Here is a 20419-nt window from a genome sequence, read left to right as displayed (position 1 = left end):
AAGCGACACATATTATGCTCGTTGAGCCTCTGTGTTTGCCGTTATATCAGCAGCGTCATCACTAATGAATTGAGTATCCTTACATAATTTGACGTATTCTTTATGAGTAATCAATGTATAAAAAAGAGCTGACATTAATATGATGTAATAAATATTTTGATAAAAATAAATTAACCACAGAAAAGTCAGAAAAGGTGTTGATAATACTAATAATGTTGTTACTTTCATTCGTCGTGCGACTTGTATTGATCCATAAATTACCATCAAAATTGAAATCGACAAATTCATCTTTAAAAAATCATTAGCTGGTAACGTGCTCATCATTACCCCAAGGATGCAAAAGATGATTAACCCAAAGAGTCTGGTATTTGGTTTAATCGCTCCCATACTAATTGGAGCAGCCATATATCCAATTAAATGATATCCAGTCACAATCACCATTAATGAGGCCCAACTATCGGAATTCCATAGAAATATTGCAGTTAGAGTAAAATTAATAAGTAAAGAACGACGGCACAAATTATATTCAGGATGTAATTTGCCAATGGTTTTCCTTGGCATTTGACCTTCTTTAGCCATAGCGTAGAACATACGAGAAGCACCACCTAAATAAGAGTATCCAGTACCTGATGGGCTCACGACACTGTCAGCAATCAAGATCATTGCTAAAAAATTTACTCCAAGCAACATTGCCAAATTAATTAAAGGTGAATGGAAATTGAGGCTACTCCAACCACTTGCTAGCATGTCATGTGGTACAGCACCCATAAAGGATAATTGCAATAACATATAAACAAACATCACAATTACAATTGAAAGAACAATTGAAAGAGGGATATTTCGTTTTGGATTCTCTATTTCACTGGCAAAAGCCACTGCCAATTGAAACCCATTGTAAGAATAGATTAACCCAGCTGAAATGATTGCAGTAATTGCTGATCCAATTCCATATTGGGTATTTGTAGCTAAGCTAAAATTGCTGGTATCAAAACGCATAATCAAGAAAATAACAATCGTAAAAATCGGACTAAGAATTTTTATTACGGTGACTGTATTGTTAATTTTAGCTAATAACTTAATACCAAAATAATTAATAAACAAATATACGACTAAGATGCTCAATGCAAATAATTTACCATAAAGCGTCAAGACATTATCTGCGATTAAAACATCGCTTTTGATTGCAGCGGCTAAATATTGGGTCGTTGCTTGAGCTTCGGTACCAATCGTTACCATTAATCCAAACCAGTTGGCAAAGGCAAATGGCATACCAAAAATACCATTATGTGATAATGCACTTGAGCGCGCAGTTGCCCCACGAACTGGGTAGATTGATGCGACTTGTGCAAGGCATAATCCCACCGCCATTACCAACAAAGCGGCCAGAACCCATGCAAGAAAAGCGTAATTTCCGGCAATTTTAGCATTTAATTGCGCGCTAAAGAGCCATCCTGAACCAACCATAGCGGTAGCAGACAATGCTGTTGCGCTAAATAAAGAAATTTTGGCATGCTTACAACTTGAACCCATAATAAATTACCTTAGAAAGATACATATTTTACAATAAGTGAAAACAAAATATCAATTTTGCATATTTTTCAGTCAGCGTCAATAGATCCAATATAAATTGTGGTTAAAAAGATATAGATAAGCCTTTATTTCAAAAAATAGAAAGAATTATATCCCTCTATTAAATACATAAAATGTTGTTTTTATTGTATTTTATCATAAAAAAACAGAAATGGATCTATATTGACTCTTAAGTGCAAATTCAAAACAAAAATCAGGCGCATTAAAAATGTCCACTGCGATCGCTCGCTCTTTGTTTATACATGTATTCCTTAATTTAGCCATATGTATCACCTATTAAACATCAGATAATTCGCTTAAAGAGAAGGTGCTTATTTAATTGCAAGATAATTCACAAGATAAAGTAAAACCTGTTCTACAATTTAAAATACAACATAATAGGGAGAAATAAACTGGGCTCTGTTGGCATTTCATTTAATTCCACCTACTTCCCGCAATTTATGCGCTGGACCTATACAGAGATGCACTAAAATGCACCTATTTTTAATGCGGTCTTTACTGGATTCCGCCCATAAAGCGTAGAACGTAGGCTAATGAAGCAATTATCAACGGCCCCTAGATGAAATTGATTTATTTCAATAAAAAATATGGAGTTATTATTACATAATATGGGAAAAACTGATGAAAACGACACGTTTAGAGGCATTTAGTGATGGCGTGCTTGCTATCATTATTACCATTATGGTGTTAGAAATTAAAATTCCACATGGTGATAACTTCGCTAGTCTCACACCGCTTGGACCAATTTTCTTAAGCTATATACTCAGTTTTATTTATATTGGTATTTATTGTAATTGCTGCATTAATTTGGTTCATTCCAGACAAGCGCATTGAAAATAAAATAGAATAAACAGTAAGTGAAGCTACCTGTTATACGCAGCGACACGCATTCCTTTCCCTATATTTCTCTAAGAAATCGACTCAATCGTAAATAAAAAGCGAATCTTCAAAAGCCCATTATCAATAAAATTTCTTATTTTATAAATCAATATTTTGCACAACTCATGCGACATTTGAACAATTATGGTTGTTTTTTATAAGAACAATGTGGATAATAAAGCGCTCATCGTGTTTAAGATATACCATTTTGGAAAAGTAACTATGACTTATCCGCTTAAAAAGCATGTTGTTCTACCAGAAAAAATGGATAAATTAAAAAAAAGAATAAACTTATCGAAGGAAAAACAGAGGTCATTTACTGAAATTATCCATAAAACTGGAAAGTTATCTCAATACATACTTGGGGGCATACAGAAGTTAATCGGCCTACTAAGCTCTATCATAAAGTCCGCTAAAGAGTTACATATCATTGGATTTGCACTCCAGATGTTTTCTATTATTCCCAATGCGATTACAACATTAACTGACAAAAATAGTTCCGTGATCAATAAAACTTTTTCCATAATTGTTCTTCTAACCACATCAGCTTTAGGTATTACTGCATTCATTCTCGGAGGAGTAGTAGCTGCGGGAATCGGATTAGCTTTCGCCTCTCTTACCACTCTTGTTGAGGGAATATCATTTTTAGGCGCACTTATTAATAAATACAAAACAAGTAAGGCATATAAAGAAAAAATTCAATTTATGAATTTACTCGAGACATTTGATACTTCATTAAATAATGATAAATATCGAAATAAACTCGAAATTCGCGCATTGGAACTAGAGCACCTGGGCAATTTATCTACTGAGGAAGCAAAACAGTTACAATTTATTCGCAAGATTCACAGTAAAGTAGGATTGTCTGAATTAGTTCCAGATAACAGCCCTGTAATGAAACTTTCAAAGTTATATAAGGAGCGTAAAGAACTCTTGGCAAGTCTTGCGAACATCACAGAAGAAATTGATGAAAGCAAAGAGTTTGAGGCTGATACATCACTGATAGAAGAGGTGAGCAACATTCAACACCAAATTGATAAAATTGATAAAGACATTGCAAATATAACAGAGCCATTGTTCCTATTAGAAGAAAACACTCATTTAGCTGATGAGACTATAGTAAAATCCTATACAAATTTTGTTCTAGGCGGAACAGGCGTCATTTTGTCAACAATTGGTCTAATAATTCTTATAGGCACTGCAACAGTACCGCCTCTTTGGAGTCCCATTCTGCTCGGTTTTAGTATTGGACTTGCACTATTTGGATTAATTAAATGGGGAGTCGAACTACAGGCAAAGAGTGTGGACGAACAAATCTTAGAAGAGCGTACAAAAGAAAATGAAGAAATAATCCTCGAGGAAGCATTAGAGCATTATGATCATGAATTATCAGATAAGTTCCAGGGTAGTTACTCAATAGCATTACGCCCTATCCTGGAATCACCTGCCACAGCTGCTGATACTACTAACCTGCAAAATGAAGACGTACATGATTTACCAGTAGTGCAAGAGCCTAAAAATCCTCCGACAGAAAATAAATTTCAGCCGATCCTTTAAATACCTACAAGTGTTTATATTCACTTATTGGCTAATCACTTAAATGCTTAAAGAAGTTTCAGGCCTTTGAATATCTCCGGATAAAAAATGCCGCTTCAATACCTGAGCAACACTACTTTACAGAAAAAAAATTATCCAAGAAGCGGCTTTTTCCACTTTTTTAAATTCAAACCTATAATATAAGAAATTATCTTGCATGGACGACAATTATGAAATTTATTCATGGATTATTTCTAGTTTCATTCTTAATTTATCAAAATGCTCATGCGGAAAAAGCACTATCTCCGCCTGCCGGACAATCCGCTCAATGCGAAGAGGCCTACGAACGATCTGGGCAAATTAAAACCATAAGTAATGTTTTTAGCAGCTTATCTAATAATTGTTATTCCGCTGGCGGAATGAAATTAATGCATAAAATATTAGTAGCGGAAAACTCAAATGAGCCGACTGGTGTTTTATTTACATGTACAGGAAGCGATTTAAATTTTGTTGTTTTTTCTTGCCTCTATTCAACAAATTAATATTTTATAAATTTTCGATAGAAAGGAATGTCATTTGGTGGCGTCTTAAGTGCATTATCTTTTTTATTGTTCTTATTGGGATTGCGTTATGCAGAGGCGGGACTTGCAATAACCCTACGCAACACTTCAGTTGTTTTTACACAAATATTTGCATATTGGATTGGAGAAAAAATTTCTTCGCTACAATGGTTAGGAGCGCTGCTTGTTACTTTAGGAATATGCTTGTTATATCCCCATTAAAAATTATTTAAAGAGCGTAACGGAAAATAATCTAGCATTGAATTTTTAAAGTATACAAAAGCTTTACAGACTATAAACAGACTTATCCACAGAAAATGTGAATAACTCAATGAAATAATATGCATTAAAAATTGGAAAAAGGCTGATGCAGCAAAGGGTATGTTAAATTGATTGAATTCGAATTGACATTAAATTGAATAAATATCCACAGGATTTTCTTGGTAAAAAAGAAATTGGTCGTTGCTATCTTAACAAATAAAAAGTAAAAAAACAGTCTTGACTCAAATTATTTTTCTTCTTAATTAGAGTCTGTTGACACTTCATTTGATTCCGCCCATTTTCCGCTCTTTATGCGCGTAGTTTGTACGGAATCTAATGAGGAAATTGTCAACATAGCTATATTTCTCTCATTGATGAAATTGTTCCCTAAAAAAATATGTTGGGAAGAAGGAGCATCGACCTGCAGTTACATTTGTGGTAAAATTATAAACAGTTTTTATAATTTCAGACAGCTCGATTCGTATTTAAACTATGCCTACATTAACGACAATCAGTATTTATATTTATTGTACATTCTTTTTAGCAAGCGCCATTATTGAATCGATTTCATTTTATGCACTTGCCCCGTCAGGACAAGTAATTGTATCCAGTCGAAAAAAACTTCCTTTTATGACTGATTTAAACAGTATTATTAAGGTATTTTTATTTACATTCGTCATTATCTATATCACTCCATGGGAAATGCAATACAAAACCTATTTATATAGTAATACCCAGGAACTGATTTTTATTTATCACGTACTCATGATTTTTTTTGTTGTCGCATTTGTACCCATCATAAAATACTTACAAAGCGATATAAGAAATGAACGTTTACCCAAATGGTATCTCAAAAATATATTAATTGGTGATTACATCCATCTATGGGGTATTTTATTGGCATGTTATGCATCCATTCCTAATTTTCAATGAATCTTACGAAGCATAACCCGGGATTAAATTGATATTTAGCTCCAGGATTACGGCTTTACCTTCACTCAGACTACAACTACACTCGGCTATGAGACAGAGAAAAAGAGGCAAGCTCCATTTTCTTATCTTTGGCAACAGGAGGGTCAGGAAAAAAATTAATGCTATGAACACTGTGTTCAGCATAAGGTGATGAGGCCTCTCGTAATTCCAATTGCTTTCGAGGTTTAATTTTTAGCAACCCCATCCCACCATTTCTTTGTAATGGTGTCTCATAATTAAAGCGTAACTCCAGATGCTCTTCTGCCGTAAGTTCAAATTTATAGGTAGCAAGCATACGAAATAAAGCCATTATTTCTGTCATTGCAATTCGAAGCCCAGGACAACGGCGCGCCCCTGTTTTAAATGGTAATAATTGCCCTTCTTTTTCCATTGTCTTTGGTACATAAGATGAAGGAGTTTCAGCAAAATAATGGGCATTATAAAAGTTGCCAGTACCGTTTTTAGGCCCCCACCGCTCGGGAAAAATATCGTTAGCGCTTATTGTTTTTTTGCCAAAAACGCTTTGCCCTTCACTGGAAAGCTTAATATCTGGAAAATAGTGTGCATGTGTATGTACTCCTTGCATAGGAATGAATACAAGTGCTCCTGCAGGCAAAGTAAGTGAGGCCCCCTCCACATCAAGTTCGATTATTTCGTGAACTATTTCTGGCACAATAGGCGCTGGTGGTGCTAATCGTAACGCTTCCAATAGAACAGCTTCGGCATAGGATACACCCTTTTCAATTTGGGCATCCCAAGGAGAATGTAATTCGAAAGACTCCCCTGCTGAAATTTTTTGCTGAATTTCCTGTTTTATTATGGTGTAAATACGTTTATCTTGAAGCGCAATTCTCAAGGCGGTAATTAATGCAGTGGCAGTAGCATCAAAACCTAATAATGGAATGAATAAACTTTCATTAACAACATCCCGCACCAGGGTAGACAGTAATGTAGTGTCCACGTGTTCTACTGAATACTTTATTAATAACTCACATTGTACTGCCGTTAATTCTTGCTCTGAATTTATCCCGAGTTGTTCCAATTGACTTTTTATATCCGAATTAGTTAATACTCGGACTCTAAGTAAATAATTAAGCCAACTCTGCTGTTCCATTAATTGTTTTGTAATTTCATCCGATGAGAAAATAACTTGGCAACCTAGCTTAAATGTTTTATCCCTTAAAAATTGAAGATTTTTTTTCTCATCATCCTGAATAGGATCCAGACTAAAAAGACAAGCGATTAACTCTTTTGTTAAACTTGGATGATAAAACTTTTCGAATGGCTTTATAATTGCTGCCCCAAAATAAGTTGTGAGTAAAACTCTTCTGGACAGTTTATCCATAACTTCACTGAGCGAACTTCCATGCTGACCTTGCTCCAACTCATATTCCTTAAAAAAATCAGCAACCATGTTTGCCACATGTGGTCTATTTGATTCATTACGCGAAAGAATTGATTGGCGAATTCTAGAATGAGTATCCGAACCTAGAATCGAAGACATGAGATTACCAGAACCGAGTATCACGGCCAGACGTTGAAAAAACGGTCTTTGTCCAAATTTCTTTTCATTCGTTTTCGAGTAAAGTTGTTGAATTGCTGAGTTATTTGACAATATAAACACGGGAGTCAAATCAGGCAATTTAAAATAGGCGATACCTGAACCTTGCTCATCAAGTGAGCGAGAACCCAGTTCTGCTATAAACGTCATAAACCGTGTTTGTAATTGTGTTTTTGCAGAAGGATTGGCTCTTAAGAGAGTAATATCCTTTATTAATGAAAGATAACTGATCGCTGAAGGATAGGTAATTCTTGCAGATGTACCATTTTGGTGTAGTTGATAAACTTTCAGGACCAAACCAACGCCTATAATAAATAAAACATAAAAAAGCATAGAGCCCCGCTTCTAGAGTTAAATTATATTCATTTGATGAATTTTTGAACTTTTCTATTATACAGGAACTCCTGGATGCCAGCCTTGCTTTTTATCCAGGGGGTTTTGGAAAAAATGAAATTTTAATTGACGTGCTAAATCACTAGAGGAACAATTTTATAAGGAACCAATTCACAGTATTTTTTCCAATCATGACCATACTTGGAAGAACATCGCTTATCATCACGAAATGCTCTATCAAATAACAGAACAGTTAGAAAGCAAAGATAAAAGTACGGTGCAAAATTATCAAATAAAGCGGGTACAGACCAAAAAAATGTACCTGCAAGCTCTGGGATATAATGGAAATGTCTCGCTATGCCCCACCATCCCGAAGCAAGTAATATGGTTTGTTTTTTATCACCTTCAGTAGTCTCATAACGTGCCAACACCGTAACAGGTTTTTTCCCCCAAATTTTACATTCACCTTGCGTAGCTCGCGCAATCAGCCTTTGTTTGTCAGCAAGATAATTAATAATAATACTCGCTAAGCCCAAGCCTAAAATGAGGGTTGCCCATACAAAAGATAAATGAATCGGATGGAGCACAAGATACATACTTGGAGAAGTATAAACGCACGGAACCCATACCATGCAACCCCAACAAATATAAAAACCGGCTCGATCATGCATGATATCTAAAGAGCGTAAATACCCTTTTTCCCACATATAAAATTTACTCAGATAAACGAATTGTAATATCACAGAAATTAACATTGAATTGGATAAACCGCCTAATTCCGCTTGCTTGGCGCAATAAGAAATTAGGAAGAGGCCCCAACTCATCATACCAAAACGGCATGTAATAAATTTTTTAATACTCCATCCAAGGACTTGAGGATAAAGCTCTGTTCCCCAATAGTAATCAAACAAAATATTATCGGTTATACCTGAATCTGTAGATGAAGGAAAAAATCGTCCTTTAAGATACAAAAATACACACAAGATAAGGCTAAACAAATTCAATGCGCCAAACAGAGCTCCGAGATTGTCATAAAGAATAGAGGCTGAGAATAAATTCAAGCCAAACGATGCAATGCAAAAGCTTGTCATTGTTACAATAAATGCCAAAACACCATTATCTTTATAAACAGGGATATTCCCTTTGGGAGTAATAGGGCCTTCAAATTTTTTTCCTGGCAAAATACGCATCAAAGCCAGCTCAAATACTGTAAAAATTAAAATAATTTTCCAGGCAATGGAAGACCCCCAAAAGTAAGGTTTCCATATGGTAGATACAGTTTGATAAAAACCATTTTGAATTATTAAATCCCACAGAGCAGACAAGGATCCCTGAAGTTGAGTATTGGTATACCACATCAACATCACGAAAACGGGACATGAAAGAATGAGAAATAAGGGGCCTAAGGTATTCCTGATATTGAAATTCATAATGCTTCCTTACATATTTAAAAGACTAACGAGGATCATAATACAGGAATTTTTAGTATTTAGTATCACTTTAATTTAGTGACAAAGAGAAAATTAAAACGATGAAATAGTATTTATAATTTATCCAATAAAAATAGAAACCTATCTATTTGCTTTAGTTACTACTTTAATATTTAATTTAATATATACCCTTTCATAGAGGTAACATCATGCCTCAATATCATATTGAACGAATGACACGCGAAGAGGTTGCAATTGCTATAGAATGGGCGCAAAAAGAAGGATGGAACCCAGGATTAAATGATGCAGAATGTTTTTATCAAACTGACCCACAGGGTTTTTTTGCTGGCAAATTAAATGGTCAAATTATTGCAGTTGGTTCAGCTGTAGTTTATGACGAGCATTTTGCTTTTTGTGGACTTTATATCGTAGATAAAAGATACCGAACTCAGGGCTATGGGATGGAGTTAACATCTGCCCGTCTTGCATATGTGGATGGTCGCAATGCGGGTATTGATGGGGTGCTTGATATGGTCAATAACTATGCTCATATTGGTTATCAGTTTGCGCACAGCAATGCCCGGTATTCTCTGGAGCATATCCGCTTAACCCCTCAACATGATCCTCATTTGGTTGATCTAAAAACTGTACCTTTTGAGCAGTTGATTCAATATGACAATCATTTTTTTCCTGCCCCAAGACCAAAATTTCTTTCAGCATGGATTAAACAAAATACTGCTTTAGCACTCGGTTTTGTTCAAGATAAACAATTAAAGGGTTATGGAGTAATCAGAAAATGTGTTGAGGGTTATAAAATTGGTCCGCTATTCGCAAACACACCTACTATTGCTGAAAAGCTGTTTGAACAATTAGTCGAATATGCTCAAGGAGAAACTGTCTTTTTGGATATTCCCGAGAATAATCCCTTTGCGGTTAATTTGGTTAACAAATATAAGATGGTCAAAGTGTTTGCAACAGCAAGAATGTATTTAAAAGGAATACCTAAACTGTCTAACGAAGGTATTTATGGTATTACTACGTTCGAACTAGGATAAACATGCGTGATTTATTAGGTTATGGCCCTGAAGAAACAAGTCTTTCTTGGCCTAATAAAGCAAAAATTGCCATCAACTTTGTAATTAATTACGAAGAAGGAGCGGAATTAAGCCCTGTAAATGGCGATGCGCAAGCAGAAACTAGTGGTGCAGATTTCCCTTTTATGCCCAAAGCCAAAGGACAACGAAATCTGAGTATGGAATCGTTTTATGAATATGGTAGTCGTGTAGGTATATGGCGCTTACTGCGTTTATTTGATCATTATAAAATCCCCCTTACTTTTTTTGTTACTGGACAAGCATTAATACTTAACCCTTCATTTGCCGATTATCTGGCAAGACAGAATCATGAAGTGGCAGGACATGGATGGCGCTGGATAAATTACACTAATGTCCCAAGAAGAATTGAAAAAAAACATATTCTTTTATGTATTGAAACACTAGAAAAACTAACTGGGCACCAACCCAAAGGATGGTACACTGGGCGGCGAAGTGAAAATACTCGAGAATTATTACTTGAGCACGGAGGGTTTCTCTATGACTCGGACAGCTATGCCGATGAATTACCTTATTATATTGAACAGCATTTGGTAATTCCCTACTCACTTGATTGCAATGATTTCAGATTTACCATAACACCAGGTTTTTCAGAGGCTGATCAATTTTACGCACGATTAATAAATACATTTCATTATCTTTATCAGGAAAAACGCCTGGCAATTTTGACTGTAGGCTTACATCCCCGCCTGAGTGGAAAGCCGGATCGTTGTCTTATGCTAAAACAATTTTTAGATCATGTAACCCAATATCAAGATGTTTGGATAGCTAGACGAATTGATATCGCTCAATATTGGCTGAACGCCTCCCCTGTAAATAACTAGTTCAAATTTATCTTGTATGTTTTTCAGTCAGGTTAAAGCGAAGACGCAACCCGGGAATGATTAATTATGGTTTCCGGGGTTTCTCGAAACACTCGAGCTATAATTTTAACTTAAATAAAATTGAAAATAGATAATCCCTGAATCAGCACAAAACTTTGCTGTGCAACTTCTAAATTGTACAATTCCTGTTTGAACTCCGTTGCAGCAGCTAAAGGGTCTACTTCTTGCAAGCGCTTTAAAATAATTTTACTTTGCTCAATTAAATCAGAGTTTGCTGTTTCAGCATGTTCTAGCTGATTTAAACGTGATCCGAGATTTGCTCGGGCATCCAAGATAGTACTCAAAGCGCTATCTATTTGTGCCAATATTTGATTATTCACAGTCGTAGCGGCTGCCTTTTCTGTGGCTGTTGAGTAAGGTTGATTTAAGTTATCAATCATGTCTTGTATGGTAGCAAATACTGATTCATTTTGAGATGGTGAAATTAAAAACGCATCACCGGCATTCGGCATTCCTGAAATAGCCATTTCCATTCCATTAAAACTAACAGTCATCCCTTCTTGGTATAAAGGTGCGTCATCAGGTAACCCTGTAGGAGGAATTACATTACCACTTGATGCCCCACTTACCATAACGACCAAATTTCCCTGTGAGTTCAATGCAAAACTCATTGTGTAATTATCAGGTACATAAGCTGAAGGAGTAGATACTGAACCAGTATTTATTGAAGCAGTTCCTGTATTAGGTGTTCCTGTTTGCTTTATTGAAAAACTGCCATTTCCATTGGGTATACGCATAAAAAGATCGTCCCCAGGGTCATTAATAGCAATTTGCAGGCTGCTTGCAACAAGCTGATAGCGTTGAGTACTATCACCATTGTATACATATTGCCCTGAAGCATTGATTGAAAAAGGCGCAGTAGAAGTCTGTCCGCCGCTGAACATATAATCGCCATTAATATCTTTTGTATTGGCATAATCAAGCAATTCTTTCAAAATGATATTTGCCTCAATTGCCAATGCTTTACGATCCTGCTCAGATAATGTCGCATTACCGGCTTTAACCTGAATTTCTCGCAACCGTTGTAAGCTAATGGTGCAATCATTTAAGATAGATTCTTCCATGCTCAGCGCACTATCAGCGCTTTCACGGTTTTTTTGCAAAAGTTCTGTAGTACTTATCCGTTGATTCATTAGCTCAATCTGTGCGAACGCAATAGGATCGTCAGATGAATAACGAACCTTTAAAAAATTTTCGTCCAGTTGCTGTTGAAGCTTCGCTACTCGCTCTTGTTTAAGCAATAAACTGTTCAAACTGTTCTGATAAATTTGATTCGTCGAAATACGCATTTATCACCTCATTATTTGAAAAAGTAGTTCCATCATTTGATTGGCAATTTCCATTAGCTTTCCTGCCGCTTCGTAAGCCTGTTTGAATTGCAGTAAATTTTCCGCCTCTTCATCCAGATTGACTCCACTGATACTTTCTTGATAATCCACAGATTGTTTATATAAAACCTGAAACGCATCAGCACGATTTTTAGCCTCATTGGTTTGGCTTCCTGTATCAGAAAGTAAATCAGAATAAACATCAAAAATCGTTTCATTGCCATTAGAAAAAATATTTTGTTGCTGAACTCCAGCTAAAAGTAAACCGTTCCGATTATCACCATACCCGCCTTGATTGAACTGAGCAGTAAACTGATCGCCAGCATTTGGAGCACCTGATAATTTAATAGAGTAAGACGGATTGACGCTATCAGGAATCTGAATCACATTGTCTGTATTAGGCACGAACGCGATTGGGCCAGTTGTAATCCCGTCTGTAACGTTAATCAAATTGAATTGCGTTGGGGAAATAAAATCTATGGTATATTGTTTTGTGACCTCATTAGTATTTATAACGGAGCCTAAATCAATTTTTCCTTGCCCTGTATTGTTTATAGAGGCACTGGTTTGTACCGGTGCTGCAAGCGCTAATTGACGGGGATCACTCATCAATAAAGAAAAATTCTCGGCAGCCCCACGTGTTGGCATAATTGTAAACGTATCGTTATCTACCAAATTAGCAATATTATCGACGGTAATGGTCATGCCATCGACGACGATTTGTCCTGCAGGGGGAGCTGGTGGGTTACTGCTCCAATTTAATGTTACTGCTGAACCATCAGAATCACGAATAAGTGCTATCTGATTTGTTGCTGCATCAGTGACAACCAATTGGTAATCACTTATTTTGGTTTGTGAGATATCAGTAATATTCACTGATAATACTCCGGATCCAGCATTTGTTGCGGCAGGAACCGAACGATTTAATTGCAAAGCCTGGCTGTTGTAGTCCGTAAAAATATTCTGTCCCAATTGATTATTCAAATCCATACCCAAGCGATTTTGAGCATTGAATGTCTGTGCCAATCCAATCGCCATTTGCCCTATTATTTGACTGGACTTAGATAAGATATTTCGTTCATAATTCAATAAGCCACCTAATGTCCCACTGACCAATTGATTTGTAATATCTGTTTTTCCTGCACCTGAATCCAACGAGATATGAGTCCCTTGCGCTGTGAGTTGGTCATAACTCACAGACAAAGCTCTTTGAGTCGTTCCGATCACCAACATTTGGCCACTACCAATACCCACATTCACCATCCCACTATCCTGTTCAATTACAGTTAAATCGGAAAACCCAGATAATTCTTTAAGTAATTCATCTCTTTGATCTAACAATTCGGGTGAATTGGGTGAGTTCATTATTTGTTCATTTACTGCCGCAAGGTTGGCGGTTAGTTGATTGATTTTACCTGCTATTTCCTTGATCTGTGCTGTAGAGCTTTCTTGATATTGATCAATATTTTGTTGTAAAAACAAAAACTGGCTTGCTAACAATTGGCTTTGACTCATGGCAACATTGCGTGAAGCCACACTGTCTGGTGCATTATTTAATTGACCTAACGAGTCAAAAAAAGACTGTAAAGATGAAGATAGGCTGCTGCCATCTTGAGAAAACAATTTATTAATTTGCAGGGCTTGCTGATAAAAAGTATCGTATTGGGATTTAATGCTTAATGTACTTCTTACTTGAGCATTAGCAAATTGATCGACATTGCGATAAACGTTATTAACAGCTACCCCTGTACCAATAAATGAGCCCGCAAAACTCCGTGATGGGGTTGGAGTAAATTGAATACTTTGTCTTGAATAACCCCGAGTTTTGACATTTGCAATATTATTCCCAGTAACGCTCAATGCGTTTTGAAAAGCATTCATTCCTGAATAAGCAATACTTAGTATTGACATGGTTACTCACTCCCTCACTGCTATTAAGTTAAGGAAAAAACTGTCGTTCCCGCGAAGGCGGAAACCCATTTCTAGTAGAGCGTGGCGCCAATTTAAGGATAGATTCCCGCCTTCGCGGGAATGACAAAATTCCTTAACTTCATGGCCTTGACTCACTCCCTGACCAATATTCAAATGTCTTACAAATTAATCATCATCTCTGTCAGCAACAATGTTTTTTCAAACTTGTTCCGATAATTCACAGCGCTGGATCGCCTGGTTTAATTCTTCACCATGATAAATTGATAAAATCTTCTCACCATACTTAGGATCAGTGGCATACCCTGCTTTATGTAATTCATGGACGTAAAGCTCCGGGTTTCCAGTACTGGCCAACGCATTTTGATATCGCTCATTGTCTTTGATTAAAGAAATATAGTCATTAAAACTATGTTCAGTTGATGAATATTTCCTAAATGATGCGTTTACCTTAATTGGAGTATCTGCAATATATTCTGTGGTTTTAACATTCACAGAATCAAGTTCATCATTACCCGACTTAATGTTAAATAAATTGTTACTGCTGCTGCCATCAATATCCTTAGTAACAAATTTTCCCCATCCTGTTTCCAATGCCGCTTGTGCCATTAAAACTTTAGGATCTAAACCAATAAGCGATGCGGCTTGCTTGGCTTGGGGCCAAATTGATTTGACGAACTCATCAATTGTAGTTGTTGGTCTATCCTGCTGTTTTTGATTGGCTGGAGTAACAGGTAACGAAGTAGAGTTCACCGTTTTAGCCGGTGTCAATTTTGCTGGTTGCTCCGTTTCAGGCAAATTATGCTCCATTTGTCTTGCCAGCATGTCAGCCAAACCAATACTCTTAGAATTTGCAATAGTACTCGCATATTGAGCATCCAACATATCCTGAAAGGTTTCCCGATCTTTACCTCTAAATGGACTAGATTCTTCAAGAAAATGCTGTCCCATCCGCATGCTTTTCAACATAGACTGTAAAAATATTCCTTCAAATTGCTTCGCTGCCTCAGGTAACGCTTCTTTTGCATTATTTTGCGCTTGCACTTTGAGTTCATTTAATGCATTAAAATCACTGGTTGCAATTCCATGTACAGTCATATTTATCCTTTATCTTGATGAGCAGATTCTTCGTCTTCAGGACTTAAGAACAGACCAAACTCTTGCATAAGCCCTGAAATGTCCCACTCTTATATCACGATTATAGTAGCATTTAACGCACCGGCTTGTTGTAGTGCTTCAAGTATCGCAATCACATCAGATGGTGTTGCGCCTACAGCATTTATACCTCTTACAATATCCTTTAATGTCACACCTGGTGGCAAGACAAAAGCATGATTATTTTTCTGCTCAATAGATACTTGTGATTGTTGTGTTGAAACTGTTCGTCCATTTGCAAAAGCATTGGGTTGGCTTATCACTGGAGTTTCCGTCACACTAACCACCAAATTACCATGTGACACTGCGGCAGATTTCACAATGACATTAGACGAAATAACTACCGTTCCTGTACGTGCATTAATAATAATTTTAGCGATTGCCTCAGCAGGTTTGAATTCTATATTCTCCAGCACTGAAACATAATCTACACGTTGGGACATTTTTTTAGGTGCTGTAACCACTATTGATGCAGCATCCAACGCTCTGGCAGTCCCTGGTCCCATCATTTCATTAATGGCATCGCTCATACGTTTTGCAGTTGTAAAATCAGGGGAATGTAAATTAAAGGTCAATTCTTTTGTAAAATAAAAAGGATTAGGAATATCCGCCTCAATTGTTGCACCATTAGGAATTCGTCCCCCGCTGGGAACATTTACAGTAACACTTGTACCATCACTACCTGCGGCACTAACACCAGAAACAATCACATTTCCCTGAGCTACTGCATAAACTCGTCCATCGGCCCCTTTTAATGGGGTCATTAACAAAGTTCCACCTAATAAACTTTTCGAGTCACCAATCGACGAAATATTGACATCCATAGCTTGTCCCTTTTTCATAAAAGAAGACAAGCTCGCGGTCACCATGACTGCTGCCATATTTTTTGAGTTAAGTTTGGTTCCTGCTTGTATGTTGACACCTAATTGGGTAAGCATGTTGGCAAACGTATCTTCAGTATATCGAGTCCCGGTTTTATCTCCTGTACCATTTAAGCCAACAACCAAACCATAACCGATCAACTGGTTTGTGCGAACACCGGCAAGGGTTGCAATATCTTTAATACGTTCTGCATAAACGTGATTTGATATCAGATTTATTATCAACATCCATGTAATTATCAGCAATCGCCGCATTACAATTCCTTAAATTAAGCACTCTTATAAATGCAAATCCTATCTTCTTTTTTAATCTAACCGGGTAAAACAAGGTTGATCATCTGAAGATTTTCATTCTGAACTTCAACTCATTCAGATGACCAACTAGATTAGGTTGGGAACAATGGTCCCCACATAATTCGTGCCAGCCATCCTTGGGCATTAGTATTATTTACTTGTCCTGTACCTCCGTACGCAATACGAGCATTGGCCAAACGATCTGAAGTGATGGAATTGTCAGCACGGACATCCTGAGGTCGAATAATTCCGGATACACGTACATATTCTTCACCTTGATCGATTTTAACCCATTTTTCACCTTGAACTACCATATTACCATTTGCCAACACTTCTGATACGGTAACAGAAATGCTTCCAGCCAACTTATTATTCTGTACAGCTTGCGCAGAACCATTGAATTGTCGCTGATTGTTTAGATCAAAGTCCATACTGTAGCCATTACCAAAAGAGATTGGCTTTCCTAAAAAGAGTTTATTTTTAATTACGTTTGTATCAGTTTTCATTTGTTGCAATGTCGCATTTTTTGATGCATTAGTACTTTCAACCAAGAATACTGTAATGATATCGCCAGGATGTCTCGCTCTTGGTGTTTCAAAAAGAGGTAAAGCTGTTTCAGCACTATAAATGGCACCCGATTCTTTCCTCAACTCCTTTGGATCAGGAGTTGTAGGATATGTAGGTGCATACTCAGGGTCTTTCCCTCGTTGGGGTGGATTTAAAAGTTCGCACCCACTCAAAAGAATGGCAACTGAGCTTACAACAAGCAAATTAAATAATTTCATCAATGAAATCTTCTTAAACAGTTTGATTTAAGTATTGCAGCATGTTATCCACTGTCTGAATACCCTTTGCTGTAATTTCATAGCTTCTTTGAGCTTGAATCATATTGACTAGCTCTTCAACTACATTCACATTAGATGCTTCCAGAGAACCTTGCAATAAGGTACCAACCCCTGATGTTCCAGGATTATTCAGTGTTGCTGCGCCACTTGAGGCTGTTTCGATAAAAAGGTTTTGTCCTATAGGTTGAAGTCCAGTCGGGTTGGTAAAATTAGCTAATTGGATGTTTCCAAGTACTGTTGGCGTGTTGCTTCCAACCACTGTAGCGCTCACCACGCCGTCAGCACTAATGGTAACTCCTAATGTTTGGTTAGGAATATTTATCGCAGGTTGCAGCGGATATCCATTCATATCAACAAGTTGACCCGTGCTATCCACTGTAAAAGTGCCATCACGAGTGTACGCTTGTGTACCATCTGGCATTAAAATCGTAAAAAATCCTTGCCCTTGAATCATCAAATCATAAGGGTTATGCGTATTTTGCACACTTCCTTGCTCGAATATTTTTTCTGTGGCTGCTAAATGAACCCCGGAACCTGAATTTATTCCTGTAGGAATTAAAGAGTTCTCCGAAGATTGAGCCCCAGCTTGACTTGAGTTTTGATAAAGTAAATCTTGAAATATTGCCCTATCTTTCTTAAATCCAGTAGTGTTGACGTTTGCTAAATTGTTAGCAATCGTAGCAATATTTTTTTCTTGTGCTTCCAAGCCTGATTTACTGACCCATAATGCTGGTTCCATGGAGATCCCTCCGCAATTATTCTTATTTATCGACTAAAATGGTAATCATACCTGCAATACTTGTGCCAATTTCTGGAGATTATCTTCAACTGTAGATATCACTTTCATATGAGAATCATACTCACGCCCAGAAGAAATCATTTCTACCATTTGGTCAATGGCATTAACATTTGAGCCTTCAATAGCCCCGCTTTTAACTTTTACACTCCCATTAGCAGCTGTTGGAGCACCACCATTTTTTAATTGGAATAAGCCTTCTGAGTTTTTAATAATATTATTTTTATCCAGTGTTACTAACTTAATCCTATCTAATATGACGGCACTTCTAGGATCGCCACCAAGCGGCACAACGGTAATCGTCCCATCCGTTCCAATATTGATTGATTGGGCTGGAGGAATAGAAATGGGACCGCCATTACCCAAAACAGGATGCCCAGATGCCGTAGTCAATAAACCATTAACATCCAAGCGTAAGTTTCCTGCTTTAGTATATGCCTCTTTACCTTGACCATTGCCAACTGCAAACCAGCCATTGCCTTCAATCGCTACATCTAAATTACGCCCTGTTGTCATAATCTCACCAGGGCTTAAATCAACTGCACTCGGATTTTGTATTGCAAAGGCTGGTCCATCATTAGATCCATTCATATTTGCATACAAAGTTTGTGCTTGATACATATCGGCTTTAAAACCAGGAGTATTCACATTCGCCAAATTATTGGCGATTATCTCCTGACGTTTGAAACCGATTCGTCCACCACCTGCAGCATTATATAAGATAGGATCCATGAGTTATCTCCTAACGTATATTAATAATTGTTTGGGTTATTGTATCACCCGCACGAATTGACTGTGCATTAGCCTGGAAATCACGTTGAGCACTTATTAAATCAACCAGTTCACTGGTTAAATCCACATTAGATTGCTCCAACATGCCTGATCTAATCTGCCCTAGTCCTCCAGTTGTAGCAACACCAATTAAAGGCTGACCTGAAGTTGAAGTTTCACCCCAACATACATTTCCCATATTTTGCAGACCCGTAGGATCAGCAAAATTAGCTAATTGAATTTGTCCCATCGCCATGGACTGACCGTTGGTATAAATTCCTAAAATAAGTCCTGTATCGTCAATACTTAGGCTAGCCAAACTTCCTGTTGTATAACCATTTGGGGCGCTTGATTGAACCGAAAATGGGCTGCCGAACTGTGTGCTGTCTGATAAATCAATATTTAAACTTAAAGGATTGGCACCATTATTCAAGTTCAGTGATAACGGAATCAGGTTGTTACCAATAGGCACACCCCCTGGGCTAGCGACTCCAGCAAAAGATCCATCTGAATTAAAATTCACCTCGTACAAGTTCGTTGTATTATCTGTTCCTGCATTAGTTGGAACATTTTGGTTATCAATTTGAAAAGCAACATACCATTGATTCTCTGTACCCGCAGGAGTTGAAGCATTAGGTTGCCCCGCTGCTGCTGCCGAATCTGCTTTGATAAAAAACATACTGAGCACATGAGAATTCCCCAAACTATCATATATAGTCATTGCGGTGGGGTTATTATAAGAACTGCTAAGCGGTGAAGCGCCACCAACCCAATCAATAGCAGGAGGAGTACTTTGTGAGTTTAAATTAACACCAGTCGTCACCATAGTTGTGGCCTGTGGAGTTATATTCTCTGTACTTATTTGTAAATTCCCTGATGTTCCAGTAATATTTCCTTGGCCATCAGCAAGTAGCCCGGTAAGATATTGTCCATTGGCATTGGTAATATAATTTTGGTTATCCAATTTAAACTGACCGGCACGGGTATATAGAGCTCCGCCGCCAGGATTGTTTAAAATAAAAAATCCGGAGCCATTTACTGCAAGATCTAAACTATTTGTGCTATTCGTTAAATTTCCTGATGCAAATGATTGCTGAACTTCAGTCAACATTACGCCACCACCGATGGAAGTGCTACCGGAACCAAAGCTCCCATAACCACCAAAAGCATAAATATCACCAAAATTAGCACGAGAACCTTTAAATCCTATAGTTGAAGAGTTTGCAATATTATTACCTATAACATCCAAGTTACTGGTTGCTGCCTGAAGTCCACTTAGTGCTGCGTCAAAAGTCATTTTAG

At 37.2% G+C, this 20419-nt stretch carries 19 protein-coding genes; 7 read left to right on the top strand and 12 right to left on the bottom strand.

Annotation, left to right across the window (positions count from 1 at the left end; all coding sequences use genetic code 11):
* Positions 1 to 12 precede the first annotated feature (12 nt).
* Both DGG96_RS11040 and DGG96_RS21315 read right to left on the bottom strand, forming a co-directional pair.
* Positions 13 to 1530, bottom strand: coding sequence for an APC family permease (locus DGG96_RS11040; RefSeq protein ID WP_110142714.1), 1518 nt, complete (start codon positions 1528 to 1530; stop codon positions 13 to 15).
* Positions 1531 to 1725: 195 nt separating this feature from the next.
* Positions 1726 to 1854 (bottom strand): hypothetical protein, encoded by a 129-nt coding sequence (locus tag DGG96_RS21315; RefSeq protein WP_276309322.1) that lies wholly within the window; start codon positions 1852 to 1854, stop codon positions 1726 to 1728.
* A gap of 357 nt (positions 1855 to 2211) precedes the next feature.
* Here DGG96_RS21315 and DGG96_RS11035 point away from each other — a divergent pair, with 357 nt between their 5' ends.
* From DGG96_RS11035 to DGG96_RS11015, 5 genes are all read left to right on the top strand, one after another.
* Complete coding sequence (locus DGG96_RS11035; protein WP_233590577.1) at positions 2212 to 2424, top strand: TMEM175 family protein; 213 nt, start codon at positions 2212 to 2214, stop codon at positions 2422 to 2424.
* 189 nt (positions 2425 to 2613) lie between these two features.
* Positions 2614 to 4026: a T4SS effector SidA family protein gene (locus tag DGG96_RS11030; RefSeq protein WP_127059486.1), complete on the top strand. Its 1413-nt coding sequence runs from the start codon at positions 2614 to 2616 to the stop codon at positions 4024 to 4026.
* 209 nt (positions 4027 to 4235) lie between these two features.
* Positions 4236 to 4547 (top strand): hypothetical protein, encoded by a 312-nt coding sequence (locus DGG96_RS11025; protein ID WP_110142712.1) that lies wholly within the window; start codon positions 4236 to 4238, stop codon positions 4545 to 4547.
* Between the two features lie 27 nt (positions 4548 to 4574).
* A complete protein-coding gene (locus DGG96_RS11020; RefSeq protein WP_233590579.1) occupies positions 4575 to 4787 on the top strand; it encodes an EamA family transporter in 213 nt (70 codons plus the stop codon).
* Between the two features lie 531 nt (positions 4788 to 5318).
* Positions 5319 to 5759 (top strand): hypothetical protein, encoded by a 441-nt coding sequence (locus DGG96_RS11015; protein ID WP_110142711.1) that lies wholly within the window; start codon positions 5319 to 5321, stop codon positions 5757 to 5759.
* 76 nt (positions 5760 to 5835) lie between these two features.
* Here DGG96_RS11015 and DGG96_RS11010 read toward each other — a convergent pair whose 3' ends face one another.
* Together DGG96_RS11010 and DGG96_RS11005 are read right to left on the bottom strand one after the other, a co-directional pair.
* Positions 5836 to 7692 carry a cytochrome P450 gene (locus DGG96_RS11010; protein WP_110142710.1) on the bottom strand — a complete coding sequence of 619 codons (1857 nt, stop codon included), beginning with the start codon at positions 7690 to 7692 and terminating at the stop codon, positions 5836 to 5838.
* A 134-nt stretch (positions 7693 to 7826) separates the two neighbouring features.
* The gene (locus tag DGG96_RS11005; RefSeq protein WP_110142709.1) at positions 7827 to 9122 is read right to left on the bottom strand and encodes a phosphatidylethanolamine N-methyltransferase family domain-containing protein; all 1296 of its coding nucleotides are present in this window, start codon (positions 9120 to 9122) and stop codon (positions 7827 to 7829) included.
* Positions 9123 to 9331: 209 nt separating this feature from the next.
* Between DGG96_RS11005 and DGG96_RS11000 the strand changes: the two genes are divergently transcribed.
* Entirely contained in the window at positions 9332 to 10177 is an 846-nt protein-coding gene (locus DGG96_RS11000; protein WP_110142708.1) for a GNAT family N-acetyltransferase, read from the top strand.
* A gap of 2 nt (positions 10178 to 10179) precedes the next feature.
* Entirely contained in the window at positions 10180 to 11058 is an 879-nt protein-coding gene (locus DGG96_RS10995) for a polysaccharide deacetylase family protein (RefSeq protein WP_110142707.1), read from the top strand.
* Between the two features lie 110 nt (positions 11059 to 11168).
* Here the strand turns inward: DGG96_RS10995 and flgL are convergent, their stop codons facing one another.
* The 8 genes from flgL to flgE all read right to left on the bottom strand — a co-directional run bounded on the left by flgL (position 11169) and on the right by flgE (position 20414).
* Positions 11169 to 12407, bottom strand: a complete 1239-nt coding sequence (gene flgL, locus DGG96_RS10990) for a flagellar hook-associated protein FlgL (RefSeq protein WP_110142706.1) — start codon at positions 12405 to 12407, stop codon at positions 11169 to 11171.
* Between the two features lie 3 nt (positions 12408 to 12410).
* Positions 12411 to 14357, bottom strand: a complete 1947-nt coding sequence (gene flgK, locus DGG96_RS10985; RefSeq protein ID WP_110142705.1) for a flagellar hook-associated protein FlgK — start codon at positions 14355 to 14357, stop codon at positions 12411 to 12413.
* A gap of 219 nt (positions 14358 to 14576) precedes the next feature.
* Positions 14577 to 15473 carry a flagellar assembly peptidoglycan hydrolase FlgJ gene (flgJ, locus tag DGG96_RS10980; RefSeq protein ID WP_110142704.1) on the bottom strand — a complete coding sequence of 299 codons (897 nt, stop codon included), beginning with the start codon at positions 15471 to 15473 and terminating at the stop codon, positions 14577 to 14579.
* A gap of 89 nt (positions 15474 to 15562) precedes the next feature.
* Entirely contained in the window at positions 15563 to 16666 is a 1104-nt protein-coding gene (locus tag DGG96_RS10975) for a flagellar basal body P-ring protein FlgI (protein WP_110142703.1), read from the bottom strand.
* 131 nt (positions 16667 to 16797) lie between these two features.
* Positions 16798 to 17490, bottom strand: coding sequence for a flagellar basal body L-ring protein FlgH (locus DGG96_RS10970; RefSeq protein ID WP_110142702.1), 693 nt, complete (start codon positions 17488 to 17490; stop codon positions 16798 to 16800).
* Between the two features lie 13 nt (positions 17491 to 17503).
* Positions 17504 to 18289: a flagellar basal-body rod protein FlgG gene (gene flgG, locus DGG96_RS10965; protein WP_110142701.1), complete on the bottom strand. Its 786-nt coding sequence runs from the start codon at positions 18287 to 18289 to the stop codon at positions 17504 to 17506.
* A gap of 45 nt (positions 18290 to 18334) precedes the next feature.
* On the bottom strand, positions 18335 to 19078 hold the full coding sequence (gene flgF, locus DGG96_RS10960) for a flagellar basal-body rod protein FlgF (protein WP_110142700.1): 744 nt from the start codon (positions 19076 to 19078) through the stop codon (positions 18335 to 18337).
* Positions 19079 to 19088: 10 nt separating this feature from the next.
* On the bottom strand, positions 19089 to 20414 hold the full coding sequence (flgE, locus tag DGG96_RS10955; RefSeq protein WP_110142699.1) for a flagellar hook protein FlgE: 1326 nt from the start codon (positions 20412 to 20414) through the stop codon (positions 19089 to 19091).
* Between the last annotated feature and the right edge of the window lie 5 nt (positions 20415 to 20419).

The sequence above is a fragment of the Legionella qingyii genome (assembly GCF_003184185.1).
Note: the sequence above shows the minus strand (reverse complement) of the source record. Positions and strands in the feature narration are given on the sequence as shown.

Coding starts and splice junctions, on each gene's coding strand:
- DGG96_RS10975 (WP_110142703.1), bottom strand. CDS start 16,666: ATGCGGCGATTGCTGATAATTACATGGATGTTGATAATAAATCTGATA.
- flgG (WP_110142701.1), bottom strand. CDS start 18,289: ATGGAACCAGCATTATGGGTCAGTAAATCAGGCTTGGAAGCACAAGAA.
- DGG96_RS11035 (WP_233590577.1), top strand. CDS start 2,212: ATGAAAACGACACGTTTAGAGGCATTTAGTGATGGCGTGCTTGCTATC.
- DGG96_RS11000 (WP_110142708.1), top strand. CDS start 9,332: ATGCCTCAATATCATATTGAACGAATGACACGCGAAGAGGTTGCAATT.
- flgL (WP_110142706.1), bottom strand. CDS start 12,407: ATGCGTATTTCGACGAATCAAATTTATCAGAACAGTTTGAACAGTTTA.
- DGG96_RS11015 (WP_110142711.1), top strand. CDS start 5,319: ATGCCTACATTAACGACAATCAGTATTTATATTTATTGTACATTCTTT.
- flgF (WP_110142700.1), bottom strand. CDS start 19,078: ATGGATCCTATCTTATATAATGCTGCAGGTGGTGGACGAATCGGTTTC.
- DGG96_RS10970 (WP_110142702.1), bottom strand. CDS start 17,490: ATGAAATTATTTAATTTGCTTGTTGTAAGCTCAGTTGCCATTCTTTTG.
- DGG96_RS11010 (WP_110142710.1), bottom strand. CDS start 7,692: ATGCTTTTTTATGTTTTATTTATTATAGGCGTTGGTTTGGTCCTGAAA.
- DGG96_RS11025 (WP_110142712.1), top strand. CDS start 4,236: ATGAAATTTATTCATGGATTATTTCTAGTTTCATTCTTAATTTATCAA.
- DGG96_RS11040 (WP_110142714.1), bottom strand. CDS start 1,530: ATGGGTTCAAGTTGTAAGCATGCCAAAATTTCTTTATTTAGCGCAACA.
- flgE (WP_110142699.1), bottom strand. CDS start 20,414: ATGACTTTTGACGCAGCACTAAGTGGACTTCAGGCAGCAACCAGTAAC.
- DGG96_RS10995 (WP_110142707.1), top strand. CDS start 10,180: ATGCGTGATTTATTAGGTTATGGCCCTGAAGAAACAAGTCTTTCTTGG.
- DGG96_RS11020 (WP_233590579.1), top strand. CDS start 4,575: ATGTCATTTGGTGGCGTCTTAAGTGCATTATCTTTTTTATTGTTCTTA.
- DGG96_RS11005 (WP_110142709.1), bottom strand. CDS start 9,122: ATGAATTTCAATATCAGGAATACCTTAGGCCCCTTATTTCTCATTCTT.
- flgK (WP_110142705.1), bottom strand. CDS start 14,357: ATGTCAATACTAAGTATTGCTTATTCAGGAATGAATGCTTTTCAAAAC.
- flgJ (WP_110142704.1), bottom strand. CDS start 15,473: ATGACTGTACATGGAATTGCAACCAGTGATTTTAATGCATTAAATGAA.
- DGG96_RS11030 (WP_127059486.1), top strand. CDS start 2,614: ATGGTTGTTTTTTATAAGAACAATGTGGATAATAAAGCGCTCATCGTG.
- DGG96_RS21315 (WP_276309322.1), bottom strand. CDS start 1,854: ATGGCTAAATTAAGGAATACATGTATAAACAAAGAGCGAGCGATCGCA.